This is a genomic window from Serratia sp. FDAARGOS_506 (assembly GCF_003812745.1).
Taxonomy (GTDB): Bacteria; Pseudomonadota; Gammaproteobacteria; order Enterobacterales; family Enterobacteriaceae; genus Serratia.
Genome location: NZ_CP033831.1, coordinates 672,322 through 693,511, shown reverse-complemented (window position 1 = coordinate 693,511; position 21,190 = coordinate 672,322). Strand labels below are relative to the sequence as shown.

Here is a 21,190-nt window from a genome sequence, read left to right as displayed (position 1 = left end):
GCTGTGGCTAGGCGGCAAGTTCGTGAGTCTCCAGGAGCTTACTGCGGTAAGTGACTGGTGCGAACGAATGCAGCCAACAGCGCCACAGCGTGAAAGACGAAGGGGATAACCATTTGATTCAACAGAGGAGTGACAACATGTCTCAGGTTGAGAACAAAGCCGGCGTCAAGCCGCAGGATCTGTCGATGGAAAATTGGGTGGAGTCGCGCATCGCCCGTTTCGAAGGCCGTAAATACGACTGGAACGCGCTGAAATTCCAGGCCGACTTCGATCCGAAATATCGCCGCGCGCAGATGCGCTACATCGGCACCGGCGCTACCGGCGTGGCCAGCGACGCCAACACCATTCCGGCGGGCAATTTCACCTTTTCCACCATGGTGCTGCCGTCGAAGTGCGAGGGGCCACTGCACCTGCACGACGACGTCGAAGAAGTGTTCTTCATGCTGAAAGGCAGCATCACGCTGATGATTCAGGACGGGGACGAGTATTACGAGACCAGGCTGAAAGAGCGCGATCTGATCTCGGTGCCGGCGGGGGTGTATCGCGGCCTGTTCAACCACGGCGAGGAAGAGGCGCTGATGTGCGTGATGCTCGGCACGGCCAAGCCGGAGATCCCGACTTATCCGGCGGATCACCCGCTGTCCAAAGTGAAGCGCAACTGATGAACGGCCTGGCGCAACTCCAACGAGCGCGCTGCGGGGCGTACACCCTGAGCTGGCGCGAGGCCGGGCAGGGGCGGCCGGTGGTGTTGCTGCACGGCATCAGCTCCGGATCGGCCTCGTGGATCAAGCAGTTCAACGATAACGGCCTGACGGATGGCCACCGTCTGTTGGCGTGGGACGCACCGGGGTACGGCGGCAGCCTGCCGTTGGCGGATCCGCAGGCCGATGCCGCCGGTTATGCGGCGGCGTTGGCTGCGCTGATTGATGAGCTGCAGCTGGCGCAGCCGCTGATCGTCGGCCATTCGCTGGGGGCGCTGATTGGCAGCGCCTATGCCGCCGGCAATCCTGATGGGCTGTGTGGATTGGTGTTGGCGGATCCGGCGCAGGGCTATGCCACGGCGCCGGAAGAAAAACGTCGGCAGGTGTATAGCCAGCGCCAACAGATGATAGAAACGTTGGGGCCGGTGGGCTACGGCGAGCAGCGGGCGGCGGCATTGCTGCGCGAAGGGGCGGATCCTCAGGATATCGCCTGGGTGCGCAACGGCATGCAGCAGCTCGATCCCGACGGTTTTCTGAGTGCCGCCTGGATGCTGGCCAATGATGATGTCAGCCGTTATCTGGCGCGCTATCGCGGCCCGCTGGAGGTGTGGTGCGGTGAACAGGATCGCATTACGCCGCCGGAGAATGCGGCCGAGCTGGCGCGAGAGCAGGATGCGACATTGCGTCTGATCGCCGCCGCCGGTCATGCCAGCTACCTCGATGCGCCGGCGTGTTTCAACCGCTATTTGCGGGACTTTACGGGAGCAATCCAACGATGAATTTTCAGCTTGAGAATCGGGTGGCGGTGGTGACCGGCGGCTCGTCGGGCATCGGTTTCGAAACCCTGAAGCTGCTGCTGGCCGAAGGGGCGAAGGTGGCGTTCTGCGGCCGCGATCCGGACAAACTGGCCGGCGCAGAGGCCAGCCTGCGCGCGGAGTTTCCGCAGGCGGATATCCTGGCGCTGCGCTGTGACGTACTGGACGCGCAGCAGGTGACGCAGTTCGCCGCTCAGGTGACGGCGCATTTCGGCGGCGTGGATCTGCTGATCAACAACGCCGGTCAGGGCTTCGTCGCCCATTTTGACCAGACGCCGCGCGAAGCCTGGCTGCATGAAGCCGAGCTGAAGCTGTTCGGCGTGATCAATCCGGTGCAGGCGTTCTTACCGGCGCTGGAACGCTCGGAGATCGCGTCGATCACCTGCGTGAACTCGCTGCTGGCGCTGCAGCCGGAAGAACACATGATCGCCACCTCGGCGGCGCGTGCCGCACTGCTCAACATGACGCTGACGTTGTCGAAAGAGCTGGTGGGCAAAGGTATACGCGTTAATTCGATCTTGTTGGGGATGGTGGAATCGGGCCAGTGGCGCCGCCGTTTCGACGATCGCAGCGATAAAGATCAAAGCTGGGAGCAGTGGACGGCGGCGATCGCTGAACGTCGCGGCATCCCGATGAAACGCCTGGGCAAACCGCAGGAGCCGGCGCAGGCGCTGCTGTTCCTCGCTTCGCCGCTGGCTTCCTTTACCACCGGGGCGGCGTTGGACGTTTCCGGCGGCTTTAACCGCCATGTGTAGCAGGGGCCGAGAAAGATGAAGAAGATCATGATGATTGGCTATGGCGCGATGGCGAAGGAAGTGATCGCCCGTTTGCCGGAGGGCGTGGAGGTCGGCTGGATCCTGGCGCGCACAGCTCATCATGCGGCGATCGCCGAGGCCTTTGGCGGGCGAGTGAAGGCGCTGACTCATCCAGATCAGTGTTCGCAGCGGCCGGATCTGGTGCTGGAGTGCGCCAGTCAGCAGGCGGTGGTGGAGTTCAGCGAAGCGGTGCTGCAGCGCGGTTGGCCGCTGGCGGTGATCTCGACCGGCGCGCTGGCGGACGCCGCATTGCAACAGCGGCTGCAGCAGGTTTGTCGCAGTCATCACGGGCAGCTGATCGTGCTGTCCGGTGCGGTGGCGGGGATGGACGGGCTGGCGTCGGCACGCGAAGGCGGGTTGGAGAGCGTGACCTATCAGGCCAGCAAAAGCCCGGCCAGCTGGCGCGGCAGCCCGGCGGAACAGTTGATCGACCTCGATGCGGTGAGTGAAGCGCAGGTGTTTTTTGAAGGTTCGGCGCGCGAAGCGGCGCGTTTGTTCCCGGCCAATGCCAACGTGGCGGCCACCATTGCGCTCAACGGCCTGGGGATGGACGCTACCCGGGTGCGCCTGCAGGTCGATCCTGCCACCCGGCGTAATACTCATCGCCTGCAGGTGTGTGGCGACTTTGGCGAATTTCACATCGAGCTGAGCGGCACCCCGCTGGCGAGCAATCCCAAAACATCAACCCTGGCGGCGCTGAGCGCGGTACAAGCCTGCCGCCGTCTGGTGGACGGCGGTTTTATTGCCTGAACGGCAGGAGCGGAGCATGGAACGATTGAATATTTTTGTCGCCGGGCGCTGGCGTGAAGGGCGTGGCGAGGAGATGGCTTCGGTATTCCCGGCCGACGGCAGCGTCAACGCGCGGCTACGCGCCGCGAACGTCGAGGACGTGAACGAGGCGGTGGAAGCAGCGGAACGCGCCTGGCGCGCGCCGGAATGGCGTGGACTGGTGCCGCACCAACGCGCCTCGATCCTCTACCGCGTCAGCAATCTGATCCTGGCGCAGCAGGAACAGCTGGCTGAGCTGCAAACTCGCGACAACGGTAAGCCGCTGGCGGAGACCCGTGGGCTGGTGGCCAGCGCAGCGGCGACCGCGCGCTACTTTGCGGCCGCCTGCGAGGTGTTGGAAGGTGAGCTGCCGACCCCGCGCAGCGCCGAGGTGATGACCCTCAGCCAGTATCAACCGATGGGGGTGATCGCCGCCATTACGCCGTGGAACTCGCCGATTGCCAGCGAAATGCAGAAGGTGGCACCGGCGCTGGCGGCGGGCAACGCGGTGGTACTCAAACCGGCCGAAGCCACGCCGCTGATGGCGTTGAAGCTGGCCGAGCTGTTCGAACAGGCGGGCCTGCCGGCCGGGCTGCTCAGCGTGTTGCCGGGCAAAGGTTCGGTGATCGGCGAGGCGTTGGCGCGCCATCCGCTGGTGAAAAAGATCTCTTTTACCGGCGGGACCAATACCGGGCGTCATTTGGCGCACATCGCCGCCGACAAGTTGATCCCCACCTCGCTGGAGCTGGGGGGAAAATCGCCGACCATCGTGCTGGAGGACGCCGATCTGGAGCAGGCGGCGCGCGGCATCTGCTACGGCATTTTCAGCTCTGCCGGCCAGGCGTGCATCGCCGGTTCGCGGCTGTTCGTGCATCGTTCGCTGTATCAGCCGCTGCTGGCGCGCTTGACCGAACTGACAGCGGGGCTGCGCATCGGCAACCCGTTGACGCCGGGCGTGCATCTCGGCCCGCTGATCAGCGCCAAACATAGGCAAAGCGTGGCGGACTACGTGGCGCTGGCGCGGCAAGAGGGCGGCCGGGTGGTCATCGGCGGCGAAGCACCGGCCGATCCGCAACTGGCGAGCGGCAGCTATTACCTGCCGACCATCATTGAAGGTTTGAACAATGACGCCCGCGTTTGTCAGGAAGAGATCTTCGGCCCGGTGCTGGTGGCGTTGCCGTTTGACGATGAGCAACAGCTGATCGAACAGGCCAACGACTCGGTGTACGGCCTGGCAGCCGGCATCTGGAGCCGCGACTTCCCTCGCGCGATGGCGCTGGCGGAGCGGCTGGAAACCGGCACCGTCTGGGTCAACACCTACAAAACGTTCTCGATTTCCACGCCGTTCGGCGGTTTCAAGGAAAGCGGGCTGGGCCGCGAAAAGGGCCTGAACGGCATCAAGGCCTACATGCAGCAGAAAAGTGTGTATCTGGCGCTGGGCCATCAGGTGAACCGCTGGAGCGACTAGGCCGACACCTCTACGCATAACCCCAATAACGAATACCCTAAGAAGGCAGATGATGAGCGATAAAATCACGGTTGGCGAGGCGATAGCCCGGACTTTGGAACAGTACGCGGTGTCGGCGATGTACGGCATCATTTCGATTCATAATCTGCCGATCGCCGATGCGGTAGGGCAGCGCGATAAGATCCGCTTTGTGCCGGCGCGCGGTGAAGCAGGCGCGGTCACCATGGCCGACGCGCACGGGCGTTTCTCCGGCCTGGGCGTAGCGTTGACCAGCACCGGCGCCGGCGCCGGCAACGCGGTGGGGGCGATGATTGAGGCGCTCAACGCCAACACGCCGCTGCTGCATATCACCGGCCAGGTGGAAAAAGCGTATCTGGACGCCGACGCCGGTTTTATTCATGAAACCCGCGATCAGCTCGGCTTTCTGCGTGCCTGCTCCAAGCGCGCTTACCGGGTCAATTCGCCGGAGCAGGCGGTGGCAGTGATCCAACGGGCGATCCTGGATGCGCAAACCGTGCCCTGCGGCCCGGTGGCGGTCGAGATCCCCATCGATATTCAAAGCAGTCTGGTTTCCCGTTCAGTACTGACCGAGCCATTGGCGCCGGCACCGCTGCCGAAGGCGGACGCCGCAGCGGTGGAGCGGTTGCATCAGCGGCTGAAACAGGCCAAGCGTCCGCTGCTGTGGTTAGGCGGCGGCGCCTTGGGCTGCGGCGACGCGGTGCGCAAGCTGGCGGATGCCGGCGTGGCGGTGATCTCCAGCACCCACGGGCGCGGCATTCTGCCGGACAGCCATCCGCGCAGCCTGCGGGCGTTCCATAACTCACCGAGCATCGAAGCGATCCTGACGCAGTGTGACCTGACGCTGGTGGCCGGTTCGCGCCTGCGCAGTAATGAAACTCGTACCTGGACGCTGCCGCTGCCGCGCCCGCTGGTGCAGATTGACATCGATCCGGCGGCGGCCAACCGCAACTACCTGGCCGATGAACAGATCAACGGCGACTGTGCGGCGTTGCTCGCGGCGCTGGCGGCGCGGCTGAGCCCCGGCGAGAAGGTCAACGCCGAGTGGGATGCTGAGATAGCGGGAGCGGTGCGGCAGGCGGAGAGTGCGCTGCGCCAGCAGTCCGGTGAATACGCCAAACTCAATGACGCCATCGACGCCGCGCTGCCGCAGGACGGATTGCTGGTGCGCGATATCACCGTTTCCGGCAGCGTCTGGGGCAGCCGTCTGTTCCGGGCGATCTCGCCGCTGTGCAACATTCACTCGCTGGCCGGCGCCATTGGTATGGGGTTGCCGATGGCGATCGGCACCGCAATCGCCAACCCGCAGCGTAAGGTGGTGGGGCTGGTGGGCGACGGTGGTCTGGCGCTGGGCCTGGGCGAGTTGGCAACCATGGCGCAAGAACAGGTGAATATCACCCTGCTGATCATGAACGACGGCGGTTATGGCGTGATGCGCGGCATTCAGGACAAGTACTTCGCCGGGCGCCAATATTACAACGAGCTGCATACGCCGGCGTTCACCCAGATCGCCGAAGCGATGGGGCTGAAAGCCTGGAAGGTGGACGCAGCGGCACAGTTCAACGGTGTGCTGGCCGAAGCGATCAACTACCCAGGGCCGTCGGTGGTCGAGGTGGACATGAAGCAGGTAGGGCCGCTGACTTTCGCCGGGCCGCCACAGAAAACGCTGTATTAATACGATAAAAAACGCCCGGCGATTGCCGGGCGTTCTCGTGGTTATTTCTCTGCTGCGATGCGATCGCGAATGTGCTGCGCGCGCGCTTGAGAAGAAGGGTGATCGTCGAACAGGCTGCTCTGGCGGCCGGCTTCCATCTGGGCCAGCTTCTCGAAGCTGGTGGCCAGGCCGTTCGGATCGATGCCGCGCTTTTTCAGCAGATCGAACGAGTAATCATCCGCTTCACTTTCCTGCTTCTGCGAGAACTGGGCGCTGACCAGCTTCTCGCCGATGTCCGCCAGCTGCGACTGCGACAGCGAGCCGATGACGCCGCCGGCGGAGGACGCCGCGGTGCGCAGCGCCACGGTGCCGTAAGCCACCTGCATCGCCTTGCGGGTGTGGCCCAGCGCCACGTGGCCCATTTCGTGGCCCAGCACGCCTTCCACTTCGTTGTCGTTCATCATGTCCATCAGGCCGCTGTAGACGCGAATGCAGCCGTTGGCCATCGCCCAGGCGTTGACGTCTTTGGTCACATAGACCTTATAGTTGGCCGGGGTGCCGTTGATGTTGTCGCCCAGCGCTGCGGCGATTTTGTTGAGACGTTTGGCGTAGGTGCTGTCGGCCGGCGCGATTTGTGCCTTGCTGTCCATCTCGGCACAGGATTTATCACTCAGGGCCTTAACGTCGTTATTGCTCAGGGTCGCCGCTTGGAACGCCTGCGCGCCGGACTGCATCAAGGTTTCGGTATTCAGGTTTTGACAGCCGGTTGCCAAGGTGGCAATGCCCAACGCAATCAAAGAGGTACGGATCTTCATAACGCCATCTTCCTGTGAAGGTAACAAGGTAAAAGAATCATTTTGCTTGGAGGAAATCTTGTCGCAAGAGCCTAGTGTACGTCAGACGGGGCGAGAATAGTGTTATTCCGAAAAAGCGTCCAATCGTGCTAATAAGTGGTGAACTCGCTCTCATTTGGCATTAGGGATTGCCGTTGTGATGCGGAGTCTGAGAAAATAGGGAACTTGACTGCTTTTTTTATCCGACCTGGAGTAAAACATGTCCTCTCGTAAAGAGCTTGCCAACGCCATCCGCGCACTCAGCATGGACGCCGTACAAAAAGCAAATTCCGGCCACCCGGGTGCCCCTATGGGCATGGCGGACATCGCCGAAGTCCTGTGGCGTGATTACCTCAACCACAACCCGACTAACCCGCACTGGGCTGACCGCGACCGTTTCGTGCTCTCCAACGGCCACGGCTCCATGTTGATTTACAGCCTCCTGCACCTCACCGGCTACGACCTGCCGATGCGCGAGCTGGAAAACTTCCGTCAGCTGCACTCCAAGACCCCAGGCCACCCGGAGTACGGCTACACCCCAGGCGTTGAAACCACCACCGGCCCGCTGGGCCAGGGCATCGCCAACGCCGTCGGCTTCGCCATCGCCGAACGCACCCTGGCGGCGCAGTTCAACCGCCCTGGCCACGACATCGTCGACCACCACACCTACGCCTTCATGGGCGACGGCTGCATGATGGAAGGCATCTCGCACGAAGTCTGCTCTCTGGCCGGTACCCTCAAGCTCGGCAAGCTGACCGCTTTCTACGATGACAACGGCATCTCCATCGACGGCCACGTCGACGGCTGGTTCACCGACGACACCGCCCTGCGTTTCGAAGCCTATGGCTGGCACGTGGTGCGCAACGTCGACGGCCACAACCCGGACGCCATCAAGGCGGCGATTGAAGAAGCCCGCAAGGTGACCGACAAGCCGTCGCTGCTGATGTGCAAAACCGTTATCGGCTTCGGTTCGCCGAACAAGGCCGGCACCCATGACGTGCACGGTGCCGCGCTGGGCGCCGCCGAAGTGGCCGCCACCCGCGAAGCGCTGGGCTGGAAATACGCCGCCTTTGAAATCCCGCAGGACATCTACGCCCAGTGGGACGCCAAGGAAGCCGGTCAAGCCAAGGAAGCGGCCTGGAACGACAAGTTTGCCGCCTACGCCAAGGCCTTCCCTGAACTGGCCGCCGAGTTCAAGCGCCGCATGAATGGCGAGCTGCCGGCCGACTGGAAAGCCGACGCCAAGGCGTTCGTGGAAAAACTGCAGGCCAACCCGGCCAACATCGCCAGCCGCAAGGCATCGCAGAACGCGCTGGAAGCGTTCGGCAAGGTGCTGCCGGAGTTCCTGGGCGGCTCTGCCGACCTGGCGCCGAGCAACCTGACCATGTGGTCCGGCTCGAAAGCGCTGAACGTTGACCCGGCGGGCAACTACATTCATTACGGCGTGCGCGAGTTCGGCATGACCGCCATCACCAACGGCATCGCGCTGCACGGCGGCTTCCTGCCGTACTCGGCGACCTTCCTGATGTTCGTGGAATACGCCCGCAACGCGGTGCGCATGGCGGCGCTGATGAAGCTGCGCAACGTGTTCGTCTACACCCACGACTCCATCGGTCTGGGCGAAGACGGCCCGACCCACCAGCCGGTGGAGCAGCTGGCGAGCCTGCGCGTGACCCCGAACATGAGCACCTGGCGTCCGTGCGACCAGGTGGAGTCGGCGGTGGCGTGGCAGTACGGCATCGAGCGCAACGACGGCCCGACCACGCTGGTGTTCTCGCGCCAGAACCTGACCCAGCAGCCGCGCACCGCGGAGCAGCTGGCGAACGTGTACCGCGGCGGCTACGTGCTGAAAGACTGCGCGGGCACGCCGGAGGTCATCCTGATTGCCACCGGCTCCGAAGTGGGCATCACGGTGGAAGCGGCGGACAAGCTGACCGCGGCGGGCCGCAAGGTGCGCGTGGTGTCGATGCCGTCGACCGACGCGTTCGACAAGCAGGATGCGGCGTACCGCGAGTCGGTGTTGCCGGCGGCGGTAACGGCGCGCGTGGCGGTGGAAGCGGGTATCGCGGACTACTGGTACAAGTACGTGGGCCTGAACGGCGCCATCGTGGGGATGACCACCTTCGGTGAGTCGGCGCCGGCGGAGCAGCTGTTCGCCGAGTTCGGCTTCACCGTGGACAACGTGGTGGCGAAGGCACAGGCGCTGCTGAAGTAAGCCGCCTGGTGCAAGCCGATAAAAAAGCCGGTCATTGCGACCGGCTTTTTTTATGGGCGAAACCCGCGCTTACGACGCGGCGTTGGCGCTTTCGACGCTGCGCAACCGGTCGTAAGCCGCCGCCAGCAACAGCACCAGCAGCGTAGGCTGCAGCCAGACCAGACCCTGTTCGGCCAGCGGCAGCTTATCGAACCAGGCGGGCAGCAGGCCGCTGAAGCTGGAGGCCTTCAGACCGTCGGCGAGGCCAAACACCAGGCTGGTGGCAATCACCGGCGCGAAGACGCGCTTGGCGCTGCGCCAGCGATTCTGGCTGAAGCTGAGCAACACCAGTGCGATGCAGGGTGGATAGATCGCCGTCAGCACCGGCAGCGAGACGCGGATCAGATTGGCCAGCCCCATGTTGGAGACCAGCATGGCGAAGAGGGCGAGGATAACCACCAGCGCACGATAAGAGAGCGGCAGGTAGCGGGAGAAGAAGTCCGCGCAGGCGCAGGTCATGCCGACCGCCGTCACCAGGCAGGCGATGAACATCAGTACCGCCATAAAGACGCTGCCCAGATCGCCGAAGGTGTGTTGTACGTAGGCGTGAAGGATCGCCGCGCCATCCTGAGCGCCACTCTCGACCAGGCTGCCGCTGCCGGCGCCGAGTTTGAACATGCAGATATAGACCAGCGTCAGGCCGACGCCGGCGATCAGGCTGGCCCACAGGGTGTAGCGCAGCAGCAGGCCGCTGTCGCTGACGCCGCGCGAACGGGCTGCGGTGACGATAATCGAGCCGAACATCAGCGCCGACAGTGTGTCCATGGTTTGATAACCCTGCACGAAGCCGGTGGAAAACGCCGATGCCTGATAGCTGCCAACGGCGGAGATCGGTTCACCGGCGGGCCAAACCAGGGCGGCGATGCCGAGCGCTGCCAGCGCCAGAATTTTCAGCGGCGCCAGAATATGGCCGACGTTATCGAGCAACCGGCCGGGATACAGCGAGACAATCATCGCCAGGGTAAAGAACAGCAGGCTGTAGATGAACTGCGGCAGGGCGCCGTCGCCGGTGAAGGGCGCGATGCCGAGGGCGAAAGAGACATTGGCGGTTCGCGGCGTGGCGAACAGCGGGCCGAGCGCCAGATAGCAGACGGTCGCCAACAGCAGGCCGGCAGTGCGGCCGATGGGGCTGGTCAGCAGGCTGATGCTGCCGCCGACGCGCGCCAGCGCGATCACGGCGATCACCGGCAAGGCGACGGCGGTCACCATGAAACCGAGGGCGGCCGGCCACAGATGTTCGCCGGACTGCAGCCCCACCAGCGGTGGGAAAATGATGTTGCCGGCGCCGACAAACAGGGCGAAGGTCATAAAGCCCAGGGCGATAATGTCTTTCGGGGATAAATTCTTGGTCATAACGGTATGGCACTGCCTGTATTCATGAAATAAACGGCCTGCTGCGGAATGGAGAACTGCAGAGGGCAGGCGCAGGGGGCAGCGAGCGCCCGCAAAATTTTCGTCCGGCAGGATATAATAATTCGGCGACAAAAACCTGATTAATACAGCGCTGTTTATCCTGGCGTGAACCGGCCGCACAGAGGGAGCATGGCGGCCGGCCCGACAGTGCGTTAGCTCGCGCGCGCCACCATATCTATCGACAGCGGGATTTCGATATGCGGTTTGAAAGAGTCATACGCGAAGGAGACGTGGCCGTCTTCGACCGGTTTGCGGGTGAAAAAGATCAGCATATCGCGGGTCGAATCCCGGCGTTTGTCCTGCGCTTCCACCGGTGAGAGGCTATGTTTGCGTTCATGGTCGACAATCAGCAGGGTATCGAGGAAATGCCGATGCTGTATTTCGCCCAAAATCCATTCTGGCCGGGCCCGATCGAATTTGATCCCGCTGGTCTCGCGCATGTCGTGAATAAAGGTCTTGGCGCTGTCGTCGGTCATGTTGTCGCAGCCGAGGAAGGTCGTCATGGTGTGGTCGACGCCGTCGCTGTGCACACCTTCCAGCGCCGGTTCACCCAGCATCTGCGGTGTGGTGACGGTGCGCAGGTTGAACACGGTACAGACGAACTTGTTGATCTCCTGATTAAGCCGGGCGCGCGGCGTCACGCTCACGCCATCGATCACGTAGGCTTTGAATTTCATCAGCGCCTGAAATGCCGTATTCAACTGCAGATCGTCGTTGATGCCGCGGAAGTGGCGCACCTTTCCCGAATCGTAGCGGATGAAGTCTTCCTCGACCGAGAGCACAAAAGGCTGGAACTCCAGCCGCTCAATCCGCGCGCGATCGAAGTCGAAACAGAAACGGCCGTTTCTGGACTTGCGGAAAGGCAACGTGGGATCGTCCGCCAGATTGCCGCTGACCTGCTGCAGCTTGGCGAAATCTTCCGGCCGCGCGCCCAGCGCCAGCAGGATCGCTTGCATGGTGGCGCCGGGGATAAAGGTAGAACGGTGTTCCTGGTACGCCTTCTTAACTTCATCAAGCAGGGATAACTGTCGCATTTCTCGGTGGCCTCACGAATGATGTGGCGGTTATAAAATCTTGCTGCCGATCTCCACGTCGAAATCGGGTTTCAGCAAGACGGTGCCTTGATCCCGGGTGACCGCGGCAAGTACCAGAACTTCGGATTTAAATCCGGCAACCCGCCTGGCGGGAAAATTAACGACGGAGATGACTTTTCTGCCGAGCAGATCATCTTCCTGATAGTTTTCGCATAATTGCGCCGAGCTGTTTTTAATACCAATTTCTTCGCCGAAATCAATGCGTAGCTTATAGGCGGGCTTTAACGCCTTATCGTTATATTCCACGGAAATAATTTCGCCAATACGCATATCCAGTTTCATAAAATCAGTGATTTCGGCCATGAGTCAGTCCAGTTAATTAAGTGGCTTCAGGAAGGCTAGCAAAGGGGGATTATCCCGACAATGTCGCCAAGAGGGGAATAGTTATACCTGATGTAGCAATTAATTTACATTATCGTAACGCGGTGGAATTAATTATAAGCTTAGTGAATTATATAAAATTGAAACTTCATCATTTCCCGCCATTGTGTTCACCACGCAGGCATGGGTGCCGGCGTCGATGCTGTTAAGCCAGTGTTAAATTGGTTAGTATGCTCCGCATTAATTCATCAATCGCATTCTTCAGGTAGTGATATGGAAATAACCCAGCGCGAAAAAAGCGATCGGCGAAAAGCATTTATCGCGCCGCTTTTCCTGATATTAATTTGGTCGACCGGTTTTATTGCCGCGCGGGCGGTGGCGGATCATGCCGATCCCAATCTTTTCCTGACCTTTCGCTTTTTGATCGCCGCCGCAGTATTCGCTCTGCTGGCGCTGCATTGCGCCTGGCCCAAGGGACGACAGTTCGTGATGCACCTGCTGACCGGCATGCTGATGAACGGCGTTTACCTCGCCGCAAGCTGGTGGGCGGTGGCGAACGGTCTGGCGGCCGGGGTGATGTCGCTGATCGGCGGATTGCAGCCGCTGTTCACCGCGCTGATTTTCGTGCTGGTGCTGCGTAAGCCGATAGGGTTGCGTTCCTGGGCCGGGCTGGCGGTCGGTTTTATCGGCGTTGCGCTGGTGCTCTCCCCTCGGCTGACCGGTATCGACGTTGGCAATATGGCGCTGTTGCCGATCCTGATGGGCTTTGGCAGCATCGTCGCGTTGACGATTGGCATTATGGTGCAAAAGTCTTCGCTGGCGGCGGCCGATCTGCGGGCCGCGGGGGCGATTCAGCACCTCGGCGCGGCGATCGTGACCGGCGTGCTGGCGGCCGTGATGGGCTCCGGCGCCTGGGATAATTCGCCGACGCTGTGGTTCTCGCTGCTGTGGTCGGCCGGCGTGTTGTCGCTGGGCGGCACTGCGTTGTTCATCTGGATGGTGCGCCACGGCGACTTGACTCGCATTACCGCGCTGATGCTGCTGGTGCCGCCGGCGGCGGCGCTGCAGGCTTACGCGCTGTTTGGCGAGGCGCTGTCGCTGCTGCAGCTGGCAGGATTTGTGCTGACGCTGCTGGGAGTCGCCATCGTACAGCGAATTCGCCTGCTGCGGCGCTCTCGCCTGGCCGAATAGTCTGCAATAGGAAGTGCCGTAAAGCCCGCGCTGCCGGGCTTTTTTATTGGCTGAAAAACGGTCAACCTCACAAAACCGAAAGATAACAAAGCAACGCCGTTGCCTCGTCACACTTATTAACTATATGTTAATTTTTGGTTTATTAAATGTGATCAGGGGATGAATGATGATGAAAAAAATCAGCGCTACCGTAGCTGCAATCACCTTACTGGGCTCCGTTTCCGCCTATGCGGCCTTCCCGGCGGGTTACCCCGCCGACTATCAGAAACTGGTCGACGGCGCGAAGAAAGAAGGCAAGGTGGTGATCTACTCGACCACCGACACCAAGGCGGCGGCGCCGCTGATCCAGGGGTTCGAGGCGTTGTATCCGGGCATCAAGGTGGAATACAACGACATGAACAGTACCGAACTGTATAACCGCTTCATCAGTGAGCAGGCGGCCGGCGGCACCAGCGGCGACGTGGTGTGGAGCTCGTCGATGGACACCATTTTGAAACTGGCGGGCGATTACGCACAGGAATACACTTCCCCCGAGCAGGCCCAACTGCCGAAATGGGCGGTATGGCAAGATAAGGTGTATGGCACCACCTATGAGCCCGTGGTGTTTATCTATAACAAGCGCCTGATCCCACAAGGCGATGTGCCGGATTCGCACGCGGCGCTGGCTAAACTGATCGCCGGCCAGACGGACAAATTCAAGAAGAAAGTCACCACTTACGACATCGAAAAATCCGGCGTCGGCTTCATGCTGTCGGTGCAGGACTTCAAGGCCGATCCTAACTACTTCAAAACGCTGGCCGATGTGGCCAAGGGCGGGCTGGCGGTGCAATCCTCCACCGGCACCATGATGGAGCGCGTCTCCTCCGGTGAAAACCTGATCGGCTTCAATATCCTCGGTTCGTACGCCGAGGCCCGCGCCAAGAGCGATCCATCGCTCGGCATCGTCTATCCGAAAGACTATACCCTGGTGCTGTCGCGCGTGAGCTTCATCAGCAAAGAGGCCGGCAACCCTAATGCCGCCAAGCTGTGGTTCGACTACGTGCTGTCGGAGAAAGGGCAAAATATTCTCGCTAATCAGGCGGATATCCCCTCGATCCGCAACGATATCGAAGGCAAGAACGACATCGACGGCATGACCAAGCTGCTGGGCAACGCGCTTAAGCCGATTCCGGTCGACGACAGCCTGCTGGAATACCTGCAGCCGGCCAAACGCCTCGATTACATCAAACAATGGCGCGCCGCTGCGGCGAAATAACAGGGACTGCATTCGGACGCGCGCTTGTCGCGAAGGCGCGCGCCCTTTGGTCGTCGGTTACAACCATAGGGAGCATTTATGCAAGCATGGCGCAGAAAGTGGCAGAGCCTGCCGCGCGGCTTGGTGGTGTTGATAACCGCGTTGGTTATCTATGTCCCCCTGTCGTTTATCATTATTCAAAGCTTCCTCTCGGCTCCGTTTTTCTCCCCTTCCAAGGTCTTCAGCCTGGAGGCCTTCGAGTTCATCTTTACCGATCCGGATTTTTACAAGGCGCTGAAGAGCGGCTTTATTCTGGCATTCGGGCTGGTGATCATCGCCATTCCGCTCGGCGGCATTTTGGCCTTCCTGATGGTGCGCACCGATTTGCCGGGGCGGCGGATTATCGAGCCGCTGATTCTGGTGCCGATCTTCGTGTCGCCGATGGTGCTGGGGTTCGGCTATGTGGTGGCGGCGGGGCCGGTGGGCTTCTTCTCGCTGTGGGCGGAGGCGCTGCTGGGCTTCGTGCCGTGGAACATCTATTCGATGGCCAGCATCGTGGTGATAGCCGGATTGACGCACGTGCCCCACGCGTATCTGTATATCTCCTCGGCGTTGCGCAGCGTGGGCTCCGACGTTGAAGAAGCGGCGCGCACCGCAGGCGCCACGCCGCTGCAGGTCATGACCGCCGTCAGTCTGCCGATGGTGCGGCCTTCTATCCTGTATGCCGGGGTGTTGCTGTTCTTCCTCGGGCTGGAAGTGTTCGGCCTGATGCTGGTGCTGGGCGATCCGGAGGGCAACCTGGTGCTGGCGACCTATCTGTACCAGTTGACCAACAAGCTGGGCACGCCGTCTTACCACCTGATGGCGGCGGTGGCGGTGGTGCTGATCTGCATCACCATTCCGCTGGTGATGCTGCAGCGCCGTCTGATGCGTACCGCCAACCGTTTCGTCACCGTCAAGGGCAAAGCCTCGCAGGCCCGCGCGTTGCCGCTGGGCAAATGGCGCTGGGTGGCCGGCGCGGTGGTGGTGTTCTGGCTGACCGTCACCATCGGCGTGCCGCTGATCGGCGTGGTGCTGCGCGCCTTTATCTCCAACTGGGGCGTGGGCGTGTCTGTCTGGGACGAGCTGTCGATCAACACCTTCCGCACCATCTGGGCGCAACCCAACCTGCTGCGCGCCATCGTCAACTCAATGGCGATCGGGGTGATCGGCGGGGCGTTGGCGGTGGCGTGCTATCTGTTCATCGGCATCGCCATGCACCGCAAGCCGGATGGCGCCACGCGCTTCCTCGACTACAGCGTGCTGGTGCCGCGTGCGGTGCCGGGGCTGCTGGCCGGGCTGGCGTTCCTGTGGGTGTTTCTGTTCCTGCCGATGTGGTTGGACAAATCGCTCAAGGAGGGCTGGCTGTCGGCGCTGCCAATGGCCGAGTGGCTGCGTGCTAACTGGATCGTCTGGCTGCGTTCGCTGCGCAGCACCATCTTCAGCGTTTGGCTGGCGTATACCGTGGTGTGGATGGCTTACGGCCTGCGGCTGATCTCTTCCACGCTGCTGCAAGTAGGGCCGGAGCTGGAGGAGGCGGCGCGCAGCGCCGGCGCCAGCCGCGGTCAGATCACCCGCCACGTCACCATTCCGCTGTCGCGCTATGGCCTGATCGGTTCCTGGTTGCTGATGTTCCTGATTTTTGAACGCGAATATTCTACCGGGGTGTATCTGCTGTCTCCGGGCACGGAAACCATCGGCTCGATGCTGGTTTCCCTGTGGGCCGCGGGCGCTATCGATATCGTCGCCGCGCTGTCGTTCATCAATATCCTGCTGGTGGTGCTGGGGTTAGGGATCGCCTTGCGCTTTGGAGTGAAACTACATGATTGAACTTTCGGTAGAGAATCTGCATTTGACCTATGGCGACAACCCGGTGCTGAAAGGGGTGTCGATGGAGCTGAAACGGGGCGAAGTAGTTTCGCTGCTGGGCCCGTCAGGCAGCGGCAAAACCACGCTGCTGCGGGCGGTAGCCGGGCTGGAGAAACCGAGCCAGGGGCGGATCGTCATCGGCAACAGCGCGGTGTACAACGGCAGCGCGCGCAGCGAAATTCCCGCTGAAGAGCGCAACCTGGGGCTGGTGTTTCAGTCCTACGCGCTATGGCCGCATAAAACGGTGTTTGAGAACGTCGCTTACCCGCTGAAGCTGCGTAAGACCGCCTCGGCGGAAATCGCTCAGTGGGTGCAGGCGGTGCTGGATCAGCTCGGGTTGGGGCATCTGGCCAAGCGCCATCCGCACCAACTTTCCGGCGGCCAGCAGCAGCGCGTGGCGATCGGACGTGCGCTGGTCTACAACCCGCCGGTGATCCTGCTGGACGAGCCGCTGTCCAACCTCGACGCCAAGCTGCGCGAAGAGGCGCGGGTATTCCTGCGCGAGTTGATCATCAAACTTGGCCTGTCGGCGCTGATGGTGACCCACGATCAGAACGAGGCGATGGCCATCTCCGATCGCATCCTGCTGCTCAATAACGGCAAAATCGAGCAGCAGGGCACGCCGCAGGAGATGTACGGTTCGCCCACCACGTTGTTCACCGCCGAGTTCATGGGCAGCAACAACCGCTTGCCGGGCAAGATCGTGGCGCTGGAAGGCGGCCGGGCGCGCATCGAAGGTAAGGATTGGGCGCTGTGGGGCAAAGCGGGCGAAGGCGTGCAGGTCGGCCAGGAGGGCTCGGCGGTGATCCGCGTGGAGCGCGTGCGGTTGGGTGAAGATCCGCAGGGCAACCAGCTTGAGCTGCCGCTGTTGACCAGCATGTATCTCGGCGATCGCTGGGAATACCTGTTCCGTACCGTGGCCGAGGATTTTGTAGTGCGCGCCTATGGTCACGAGGCGCGCGATCAGGCGCTGTGCCGGCTCTCCCTGCCGGCCGATCATCTGTGGATATTCCCGAAAGCCTAATCAGGACGCCCGTGGGTGCGGGCGCTCCGTTTACAGATCCAACACCAGCCGGTTGCCTTTGGCGCGCGAGCAGCAGATCAACAGGGTTTGCTGCGCCGCGCGCTCTTCGTCACTGAGATACTGATCGCGGTGATCGGCTTCCCCCTCGACGATGCGGGTTTCACAGGTGCCGCAGATGCCTTCGCGGCACAGGCACTCGACCTTGGCCGCCTTGCTGTTTTCCAGCGCCTGCAGGATGGTCATGTCTTCCGCCACTTCAAGCTCAATGCCAGACCGGGCCAGCACCAGCGTAAAGGCACCGCCCGCCGTATCTTCAGCGGCAAAGGCTTCGCTGTGCAAGCGACCGGCATCAATGCCCAACTCGGCGGCAATCCGGTAAACCGCTTCGTTCAGCGCCGCCGGGCCGCAGACATAGATATGGGCTCCAGGCTCCACGTCGGCCAGCGTGCGCGCCAGATCTAACCGGCCGTTAAGACTGGAGACATGGCAACTGACGTTGTCTGTGAACGGCGCTTGCGTCAGCTGCTGCTGGAAGGCGTTATGTTCCTCGCTGTGAAAGCAGTAGTGAAGATGATAGCGTTGCCCGCTGCGCTGCAGCTCGTGCAGATGGGCCATAAACGGCGTGATGCCGATGCCGCCGGCAATCAGCACGTGATGCTGCGCCTCCGGCGCCAGCGCGAACAGGTTATTGGGGGGGCTGATGGTCAACGTATCGCCGATCGCCAGCCGATCATGCATGAAGTCGGAACCGCCTTTGGAAGGGGATTCACGGCGCACGGCGATCTGGTAACGGTCGAGCTCGAACGGTGAGCTCAGCAGAGAATAGGCATTGCTGTAACGCTGCTCGCCGTCCTGCATTTGCACGATGATGTGGCTGCCGCCGCTGAAGGCGGGCAGCGGCCGGCCTTGCGGATCCGCCAGGGTAAAGCGCTTGACCTGCGCGGTGACGGTTTCGATGTCGACGACGCGAACATCAAGCATCTGATAGCTGGTCATTCATTGGCTCCAAAGCGCGGGCGTCCCCGCGCATGAAAAAGTTATACCGCCTGGCACAGATATTTGAGCTCCAGATAGTCTTCGATGCCGTATTCGGAGCCTTCACGCCCCAGACCCGACTGTTTCACCCCGCCGAACGGCGCGACCTCGTTGGAGATAAGGCCGGTATTGATGCCGACCATGCCGTACTCCAGCCGCTCCGAAACGCGCCAGATGCGCGCTGCATCGCGGGTGTAGAAGTAAGCGGCCAAGCCGTAGATGGTGTCGTTAGCTTGGCGGATCGCCTCGGCTTCGTCATCGAACACCACCAGCGGCGCGACCGGGCCAAAGATCTCTTCTTCCAGCAGCAGCGAACCGGGTTGCACGTCGCCCAGCACCGTCGGCGTGAAGAAATTGCCGCCCAGCGCGTGCGGCGTGGCGCCGGTCAGCACCTGAGCGCCTTTGCTCAGCGCGTCGTCGAGCAACTCCAGCACCTTGTCGCGCGCCTTGCGGTTGATCAGCGGGCCAATCTGCACGCCGGGTTCGAAGCCGTTGCCGACCTGTAGCGCGGCAACGCGGGCGACAAATTTCTCGGCAAACTGTGGGTAAACGCCGCGCTGCACGTAGAACCGATTGACGCAAACGCAGGTCTGCCCCGCGTTGCGGTATTTGGCGATCAGCGCGCCTTCTACTGCGGCATCGATGTCCGCATCGTCAAATACGATGAACGGCGCGTTGCCGCCCAGCTCCAGCGATACTTTCTTGATGGTGTCCGAGCTCTGGCGCATCAGCAGCCTGCCCACCGGCGTGGAGCCGGTAAAGCTCAGCTTGCGCACCTGCGGATGACGGGTCAGCTCGGCGCCGATCGCCTGCGAGTTGCCGGTCACCACGTTGAACACCCCGGCGGGAATGCCGGCGCGTTCGGCCAGCTCGGCCATCGCCAGCGCCGAGTAAGGGGTTTCGTTGGCGGGTTTGACCACCAGCGTGCAGCCGGCCGCCAGCGCCGGCGCGGCCTTGCGGGTGATCATCGCCGCCGGGAAGTTCCAGGGCGTGATTGCCGCGCACACGCCGATGCCCTGTTTTAGCACCATCAGGCGTTTATCACTGCTCGGCGAGGGAATGATGTCGCCGTTGGTGCGCTTGGCCTGTTCGGCGAACCATTCGATAAAGGAGGCGGCGTAGCGGATCTCGCCCAGCGACTCCGCCAGCGGCTTGCCTTGCTCCAGCGTCATCAGGCTGGCCAGATCTTGCTGGTGCTCCAGCATCAGCTCGAACCAGCGGCGCAGCAGCTGCGCGCGTTGCTGTGCCGGCAGCGCGCGCCAGCCTTCCAGCGCCTGCTGAGCGGCGTCGATCGCCCGTTGGGTTTCGGCCGTTGCCATGTTGGGCACGCTGCCGATGAGTTGGCCGGTGGCGGGATCGCTCACCGGCAGGGTTTCCTGGTTGTCGGCATCGCGCCATTGGCCGTTGATGTATGCCTGTTGGCGGAATAGCGTCCGATCGGAAATATTCACGAGAACCTCACAAGTCAGGGGGAGGGGGCCCGTGGGCCCCGTCGCATCAGGGTTGATAGACCTGCGCCAGCAGGTTGTGGAAGTGGGCGATGCCGTGTTCGCTGACGCCGCTGCCTGCGCCGTCGGCCATGATGCGCCCCTGGCCGCGATAGCCGCGCGATTTGAGGCCCTTTTGCACGCTCTCCACCAGCCGCAAATCTTCCGGACGGAATACGTCGCGGTACCAGTCGATCAATTTGAGCTGCTCGTCGCTCAAATCGGCGTTGGTGAAGTAGATGTCGTAGTGCTGCAGGGTGGTTTCCGCATCGACCGGGAACTCATAGATCACCGTCATCATGCCTTCCAGCGGCGGCATGTTGAACATGGTGCATGGCCACAGCCAGATGCCGTGGAAGCTGGCTTCCTTGCCTTCTTCAAACTTGAACGACTGCTCGGAAGGGCGGGCGTAGCCGAACTGCAGGGTCCAGTTGCCGTGCAGGGTGTGCCAGTAGCGGTCGACCTGCACCGAGTCGGCGAAGCCGGGGTGCGCCGGGCCGCAGTGGTAGCACTCGAGGTAGTTGTCGACGATGTTCTTCCAGTTGGCCGGGGTGCGGGTGACGAAGCGCGCCGCCAGCTTAAGGTCGTCGACCTGCGGGCAGGCTTCGCGCACTTTGGCGCCGAGGCCCGGCAGCTGGTCTTCCACCGTGCCGGCCTGCGAGTCCAGATTGACGTAAATAAACCCGGCGTACTCTTCGACCCGCACCGGCATCAGGTGCGAGTTTTCCTTATCGAAGTTCTGCACGTTTTCACAGTTGCGCGCGTGCGCCAGTTCGCCGTCCAGCTTGAACGCCCAGGCGTGATAGGGGCAGGTGATGACGTTTTTCGCTCGGCCTTCGCCCGCCAGCAGCTGATGGCCGCGGTGCGGGCAGACGTTGTAAAAGGCGCGCAGCACTTTGTCGCGGCCACGCACCACCAGAATGTTTTCACCGATGATTTCGCGGGTGATGTAGTCGTTCGGTTCGGCGAGCTCGCTGCGGTGCGCCACGCAGATCCAGCTGGTGGCGAACACCTGCTCTTTCTCGTGCTCGAACGCCGCCTGGTGGGTATAGAACCGGGCCGGAATGGTGTAAGCCTCGCGGGCGTCGGCGCAGAAATCTTTCGGTAAGGTAAATTCAGGGATCAGAGTGCTCATAAGTTAACCTTCCTCTTTTCTT

18 protein-coding genes are annotated in these 21,190 nt (G+C 61.9%); 11 read left to right on the top strand and 7 right to left on the bottom strand.

Annotation, left to right across the window (positions count from 1 at the left end):
- Window positions 1–137 precede the first annotated feature (137 nt).
- Genes EGY12_RS03555 through EGY12_RS03530 form a run of 6 tightly spaced genes read left to right on the top strand, consistent with a single transcriptional unit; the run spans window position 138 to window position 6,260 of the window.
- Window positions 138–662, top strand: a complete 525-nt coding sequence (locus tag EGY12_RS03555; protein ID WP_123892596.1) for a cupin domain-containing protein — start codon at window positions 138–140, stop codon at window positions 660–662.
- Window positions 662–1,480 (top strand): alpha/beta fold hydrolase, encoded by an 819-nt coding sequence (locus tag EGY12_RS03550; protein ID WP_123892595.1) that lies wholly within the window; start codon window positions 662–664, stop codon window positions 1,478–1,480. Before EGY12_RS03555 ends, EGY12_RS03550 begins: the two co-directional genes overlap by 1 nt.
- The gene (locus EGY12_RS03545) at window positions 1,477–2,271 is read left to right on the top strand and encodes an SDR family oxidoreductase (protein WP_123892594.1); all 795 of its coding nucleotides are present in this window, start codon (window positions 1,477–1,479) and stop codon (window positions 2,269–2,271) included. Before EGY12_RS03550 ends, EGY12_RS03545 begins: the two co-directional genes overlap by 4 nt.
- A 15-nt stretch (window positions 2,272–2,286) precedes the next feature.
- Window positions 2,287–3,081: an aspartate dehydrogenase gene (locus EGY12_RS03540; RefSeq protein ID WP_123892593.1), complete on the top strand. Its 795-nt coding sequence runs from the start codon at window positions 2,287–2,289 to the stop codon at window positions 3,079–3,081.
- Window positions 3,082–3,097: 16 nt separating this feature from the next.
- Complete coding sequence (locus EGY12_RS03535) at window positions 3,098–4,567, top strand: aldehyde dehydrogenase (RefSeq protein ID WP_123892592.1); 1,470 nt, start codon at window positions 3,098–3,100, stop codon at window positions 4,565–4,567.
- A 52-nt stretch (window positions 4,568–4,619) separates the two neighbouring features.
- Window positions 4,620–6,260, top strand: a complete 1,641-nt coding sequence (locus tag EGY12_RS03530) for a thiamine pyrophosphate-binding protein (RefSeq protein ID WP_123892591.1) — start codon at window positions 4,620–4,622, stop codon at window positions 6,258–6,260.
- 41 nt (window positions 6,261–6,301) lie between these two features.
- Here EGY12_RS03530 and EGY12_RS03525 read toward each other — a convergent pair whose 3' ends face one another.
- Complete coding sequence (locus tag EGY12_RS03525; RefSeq protein WP_019456034.1) at window positions 6,302–7,054, bottom strand: M48 family metallopeptidase; 753 nt, start codon at window positions 7,052–7,054, stop codon at window positions 6,302–6,304.
- Between the two features lie 238 nt (window positions 7,055–7,292).
- Here EGY12_RS03525 and tkt point away from each other — a divergent pair, with 238 nt between their 5' ends.
- A complete protein-coding gene (gene tkt, locus EGY12_RS03520; RefSeq protein WP_123892590.1) occupies window positions 7,293–9,287 on the top strand; it encodes a transketolase in 1,995 nt (664 codons plus the stop codon).
- A gap of 69 nt (window positions 9,288–9,356) precedes the next feature.
- Here the strand turns inward: tkt and brnQ are convergent, their stop codons facing one another.
- The 3 genes from brnQ to EGY12_RS03505 all read right to left on the bottom strand — a co-directional run bounded on the left by brnQ (window position 9,357) and on the right by EGY12_RS03505 (window position 12,136).
- Entirely contained in the window at window positions 9,357–10,679 is a 1,323-nt protein-coding gene (gene brnQ, locus EGY12_RS03515; protein ID WP_123892589.1) for a branched-chain amino acid transport system II carrier protein, read from the bottom strand.
- A 212-nt stretch (window positions 10,680–10,891) separates the two neighbouring features.
- Window positions 10,892–11,773, bottom strand: coding sequence for a 2OG-Fe dioxygenase family protein (locus EGY12_RS03510; protein ID WP_123892588.1), 882 nt, complete (start codon window positions 11,771–11,773; stop codon window positions 10,892–10,894).
- Window positions 11,774–11,803: 30 nt separating this feature from the next.
- Complete coding sequence (locus tag EGY12_RS03505; RefSeq protein WP_004931561.1) at window positions 11,804–12,136, bottom strand: tRNA-binding protein; 333 nt, start codon at window positions 12,134–12,136, stop codon at window positions 11,804–11,806.
- 291 nt (window positions 12,137–12,427) lie between these two features.
- Here EGY12_RS03505 and EGY12_RS03500 point away from each other — a divergent pair, with 291 nt between their 5' ends.
- From EGY12_RS03500 to EGY12_RS03485, 4 genes are all read left to right on the top strand, one after another.
- Complete coding sequence (locus tag EGY12_RS03500) at window positions 12,428–13,345, top strand: DMT family transporter (protein WP_123892587.1); 918 nt, start codon at window positions 12,428–12,430, stop codon at window positions 13,343–13,345.
- Window positions 13,346–13,511: 166 nt separating this feature from the next.
- Complete coding sequence (locus EGY12_RS03495; RefSeq protein ID WP_049199325.1) at window positions 13,512–14,600, top strand: ABC transporter substrate-binding protein; 1,089 nt, start codon at window positions 13,512–13,514, stop codon at window positions 14,598–14,600.
- Window positions 14,601–14,678: 78 nt separating this feature from the next.
- The gene (locus EGY12_RS03490) at window positions 14,679–16,448 is read left to right on the top strand and encodes an iron ABC transporter permease (protein ID WP_004931567.1); all 1,770 of its coding nucleotides are present in this window, start codon (window positions 14,679–14,681) and stop codon (window positions 16,446–16,448) included.
- Window positions 16,441–17,511 (top strand): ABC transporter ATP-binding protein, encoded by a 1,071-nt coding sequence (locus EGY12_RS03485; RefSeq protein ID WP_123892586.1) that lies wholly within the window; start codon window positions 16,441–16,443, stop codon window positions 17,509–17,511. The genes EGY12_RS03490 and EGY12_RS03485 overlap by 8 nt, the downstream gene beginning before the upstream one ends.
- A 30-nt stretch (window positions 17,512–17,541) precedes the next feature.
- Here the strand turns inward: EGY12_RS03485 and EGY12_RS03480 are convergent, their stop codons facing one another.
- Genes EGY12_RS03480 through EGY12_RS03470 form a run of 3 tightly spaced genes read right to left on the bottom strand, consistent with a single transcriptional unit; the run spans window position 17,542 to window position 21,168 of the window.
- Window positions 17,542–18,507 (bottom strand): PDR/VanB family oxidoreductase, encoded by a 966-nt coding sequence (locus EGY12_RS03480; protein ID WP_123892585.1) that lies wholly within the window; start codon window positions 18,505–18,507, stop codon window positions 17,542–17,544.
- Window positions 18,508–18,548: 41 nt separating this feature from the next.
- Complete coding sequence (locus EGY12_RS03475) at window positions 18,549–19,997, bottom strand: NAD-dependent succinate-semialdehyde dehydrogenase (protein ID WP_123892584.1); 1,449 nt, start codon at window positions 19,995–19,997, stop codon at window positions 18,549–18,551.
- Window positions 19,998–20,043: 46 nt separating this feature from the next.
- On the bottom strand, window positions 20,044–21,168 hold the full coding sequence (locus EGY12_RS03470) for an aromatic ring-hydroxylating dioxygenase subunit alpha (RefSeq protein WP_123892583.1): 1,125 nt from the start codon (window positions 21,166–21,168) through the stop codon (window positions 20,044–20,046).
- Window positions 21,169–21,190 lie beyond the last annotated feature (22 nt).

What these genes read in the sequence shown, in the direction of transcription:
- EGY12_RS03555 (WP_123892596.1), top strand. Translation starts at nt 138, where the DNA reads ATGTCTCAGGTTGAGAACAAAGCCGGCGTCAAGCCGCAGGATCTGTCG.
- EGY12_RS03550 (WP_123892595.1), top strand. Translation starts at nt 662, where the DNA reads ATGAACGGCCTGGCGCAACTCCAACGAGCGCGCTGCGGGGCGTACACC.
- EGY12_RS03545 (WP_123892594.1), top strand. Translation starts at nt 1,477, where the DNA reads ATGAATTTTCAGCTTGAGAATCGGGTGGCGGTGGTGACCGGCGGCTCG.
- EGY12_RS03540 (WP_123892593.1), top strand. Translation starts at nt 2,287, where the DNA reads ATGAAGAAGATCATGATGATTGGCTATGGCGCGATGGCGAAGGAAGTG.
- EGY12_RS03535 (WP_123892592.1), top strand. Translation starts at nt 3,098, where the DNA reads ATGGAACGATTGAATATTTTTGTCGCCGGGCGCTGGCGTGAAGGGCGT.
- EGY12_RS03530 (WP_123892591.1), top strand. Translation starts at nt 4,620, where the DNA reads ATGAGCGATAAAATCACGGTTGGCGAGGCGATAGCCCGGACTTTGGAA.
- EGY12_RS03525 (WP_019456034.1), bottom strand. Translation starts at nt 7,054, where the DNA reads ATGAAGATCCGTACCTCTTTGATTGCGTTGGGCATTGCCACCTTGGCA.
- tkt (WP_123892590.1), top strand. Translation starts at nt 7,293, where the DNA reads ATGTCCTCTCGTAAAGAGCTTGCCAACGCCATCCGCGCACTCAGCATG.
- brnQ (WP_123892589.1), bottom strand. Translation starts at nt 10,679, where the DNA reads ATGACCAAGAATTTATCCCCGAAAGACATTATCGCCCTGGGCTTTATG.
- EGY12_RS03510 (WP_123892588.1), bottom strand. Translation starts at nt 11,773, where the DNA reads ATGCGACAGTTATCCCTGCTTGATGAAGTTAAGAAGGCGTACCAGGAA.
- EGY12_RS03505 (WP_004931561.1), bottom strand. Translation starts at nt 12,136, where the DNA reads ATGGCCGAAATCACTGATTTTATGAAACTGGATATGCGTATTGGCGAA.
- EGY12_RS03500 (WP_123892587.1), top strand. Translation starts at nt 12,428, where the DNA reads ATGGAAATAACCCAGCGCGAAAAAAGCGATCGGCGAAAAGCATTTATC.
- EGY12_RS03495 (WP_049199325.1), top strand. Translation starts at nt 13,512, where the DNA reads ATGATGAAAAAAATCAGCGCTACCGTAGCTGCAATCACCTTACTGGGC.
- EGY12_RS03490 (WP_004931567.1), top strand. Translation starts at nt 14,679, where the DNA reads ATGCAAGCATGGCGCAGAAAGTGGCAGAGCCTGCCGCGCGGCTTGGTG.
- EGY12_RS03485 (WP_123892586.1), top strand. Translation starts at nt 16,441, where the DNA reads ATGATTGAACTTTCGGTAGAGAATCTGCATTTGACCTATGGCGACAAC.
- EGY12_RS03480 (WP_123892585.1), bottom strand. Translation starts at nt 18,507, where the DNA reads ATGACCAGCTATCAGATGCTTGATGTTCGCGTCGTCGACATCGAAACC.
- EGY12_RS03470 (WP_123892583.1), bottom strand. Translation starts at nt 21,168, where the DNA reads ATGAGCACTCTGATCCCTGAATTTACCTTACCGAAAGATTTCTGCGCC.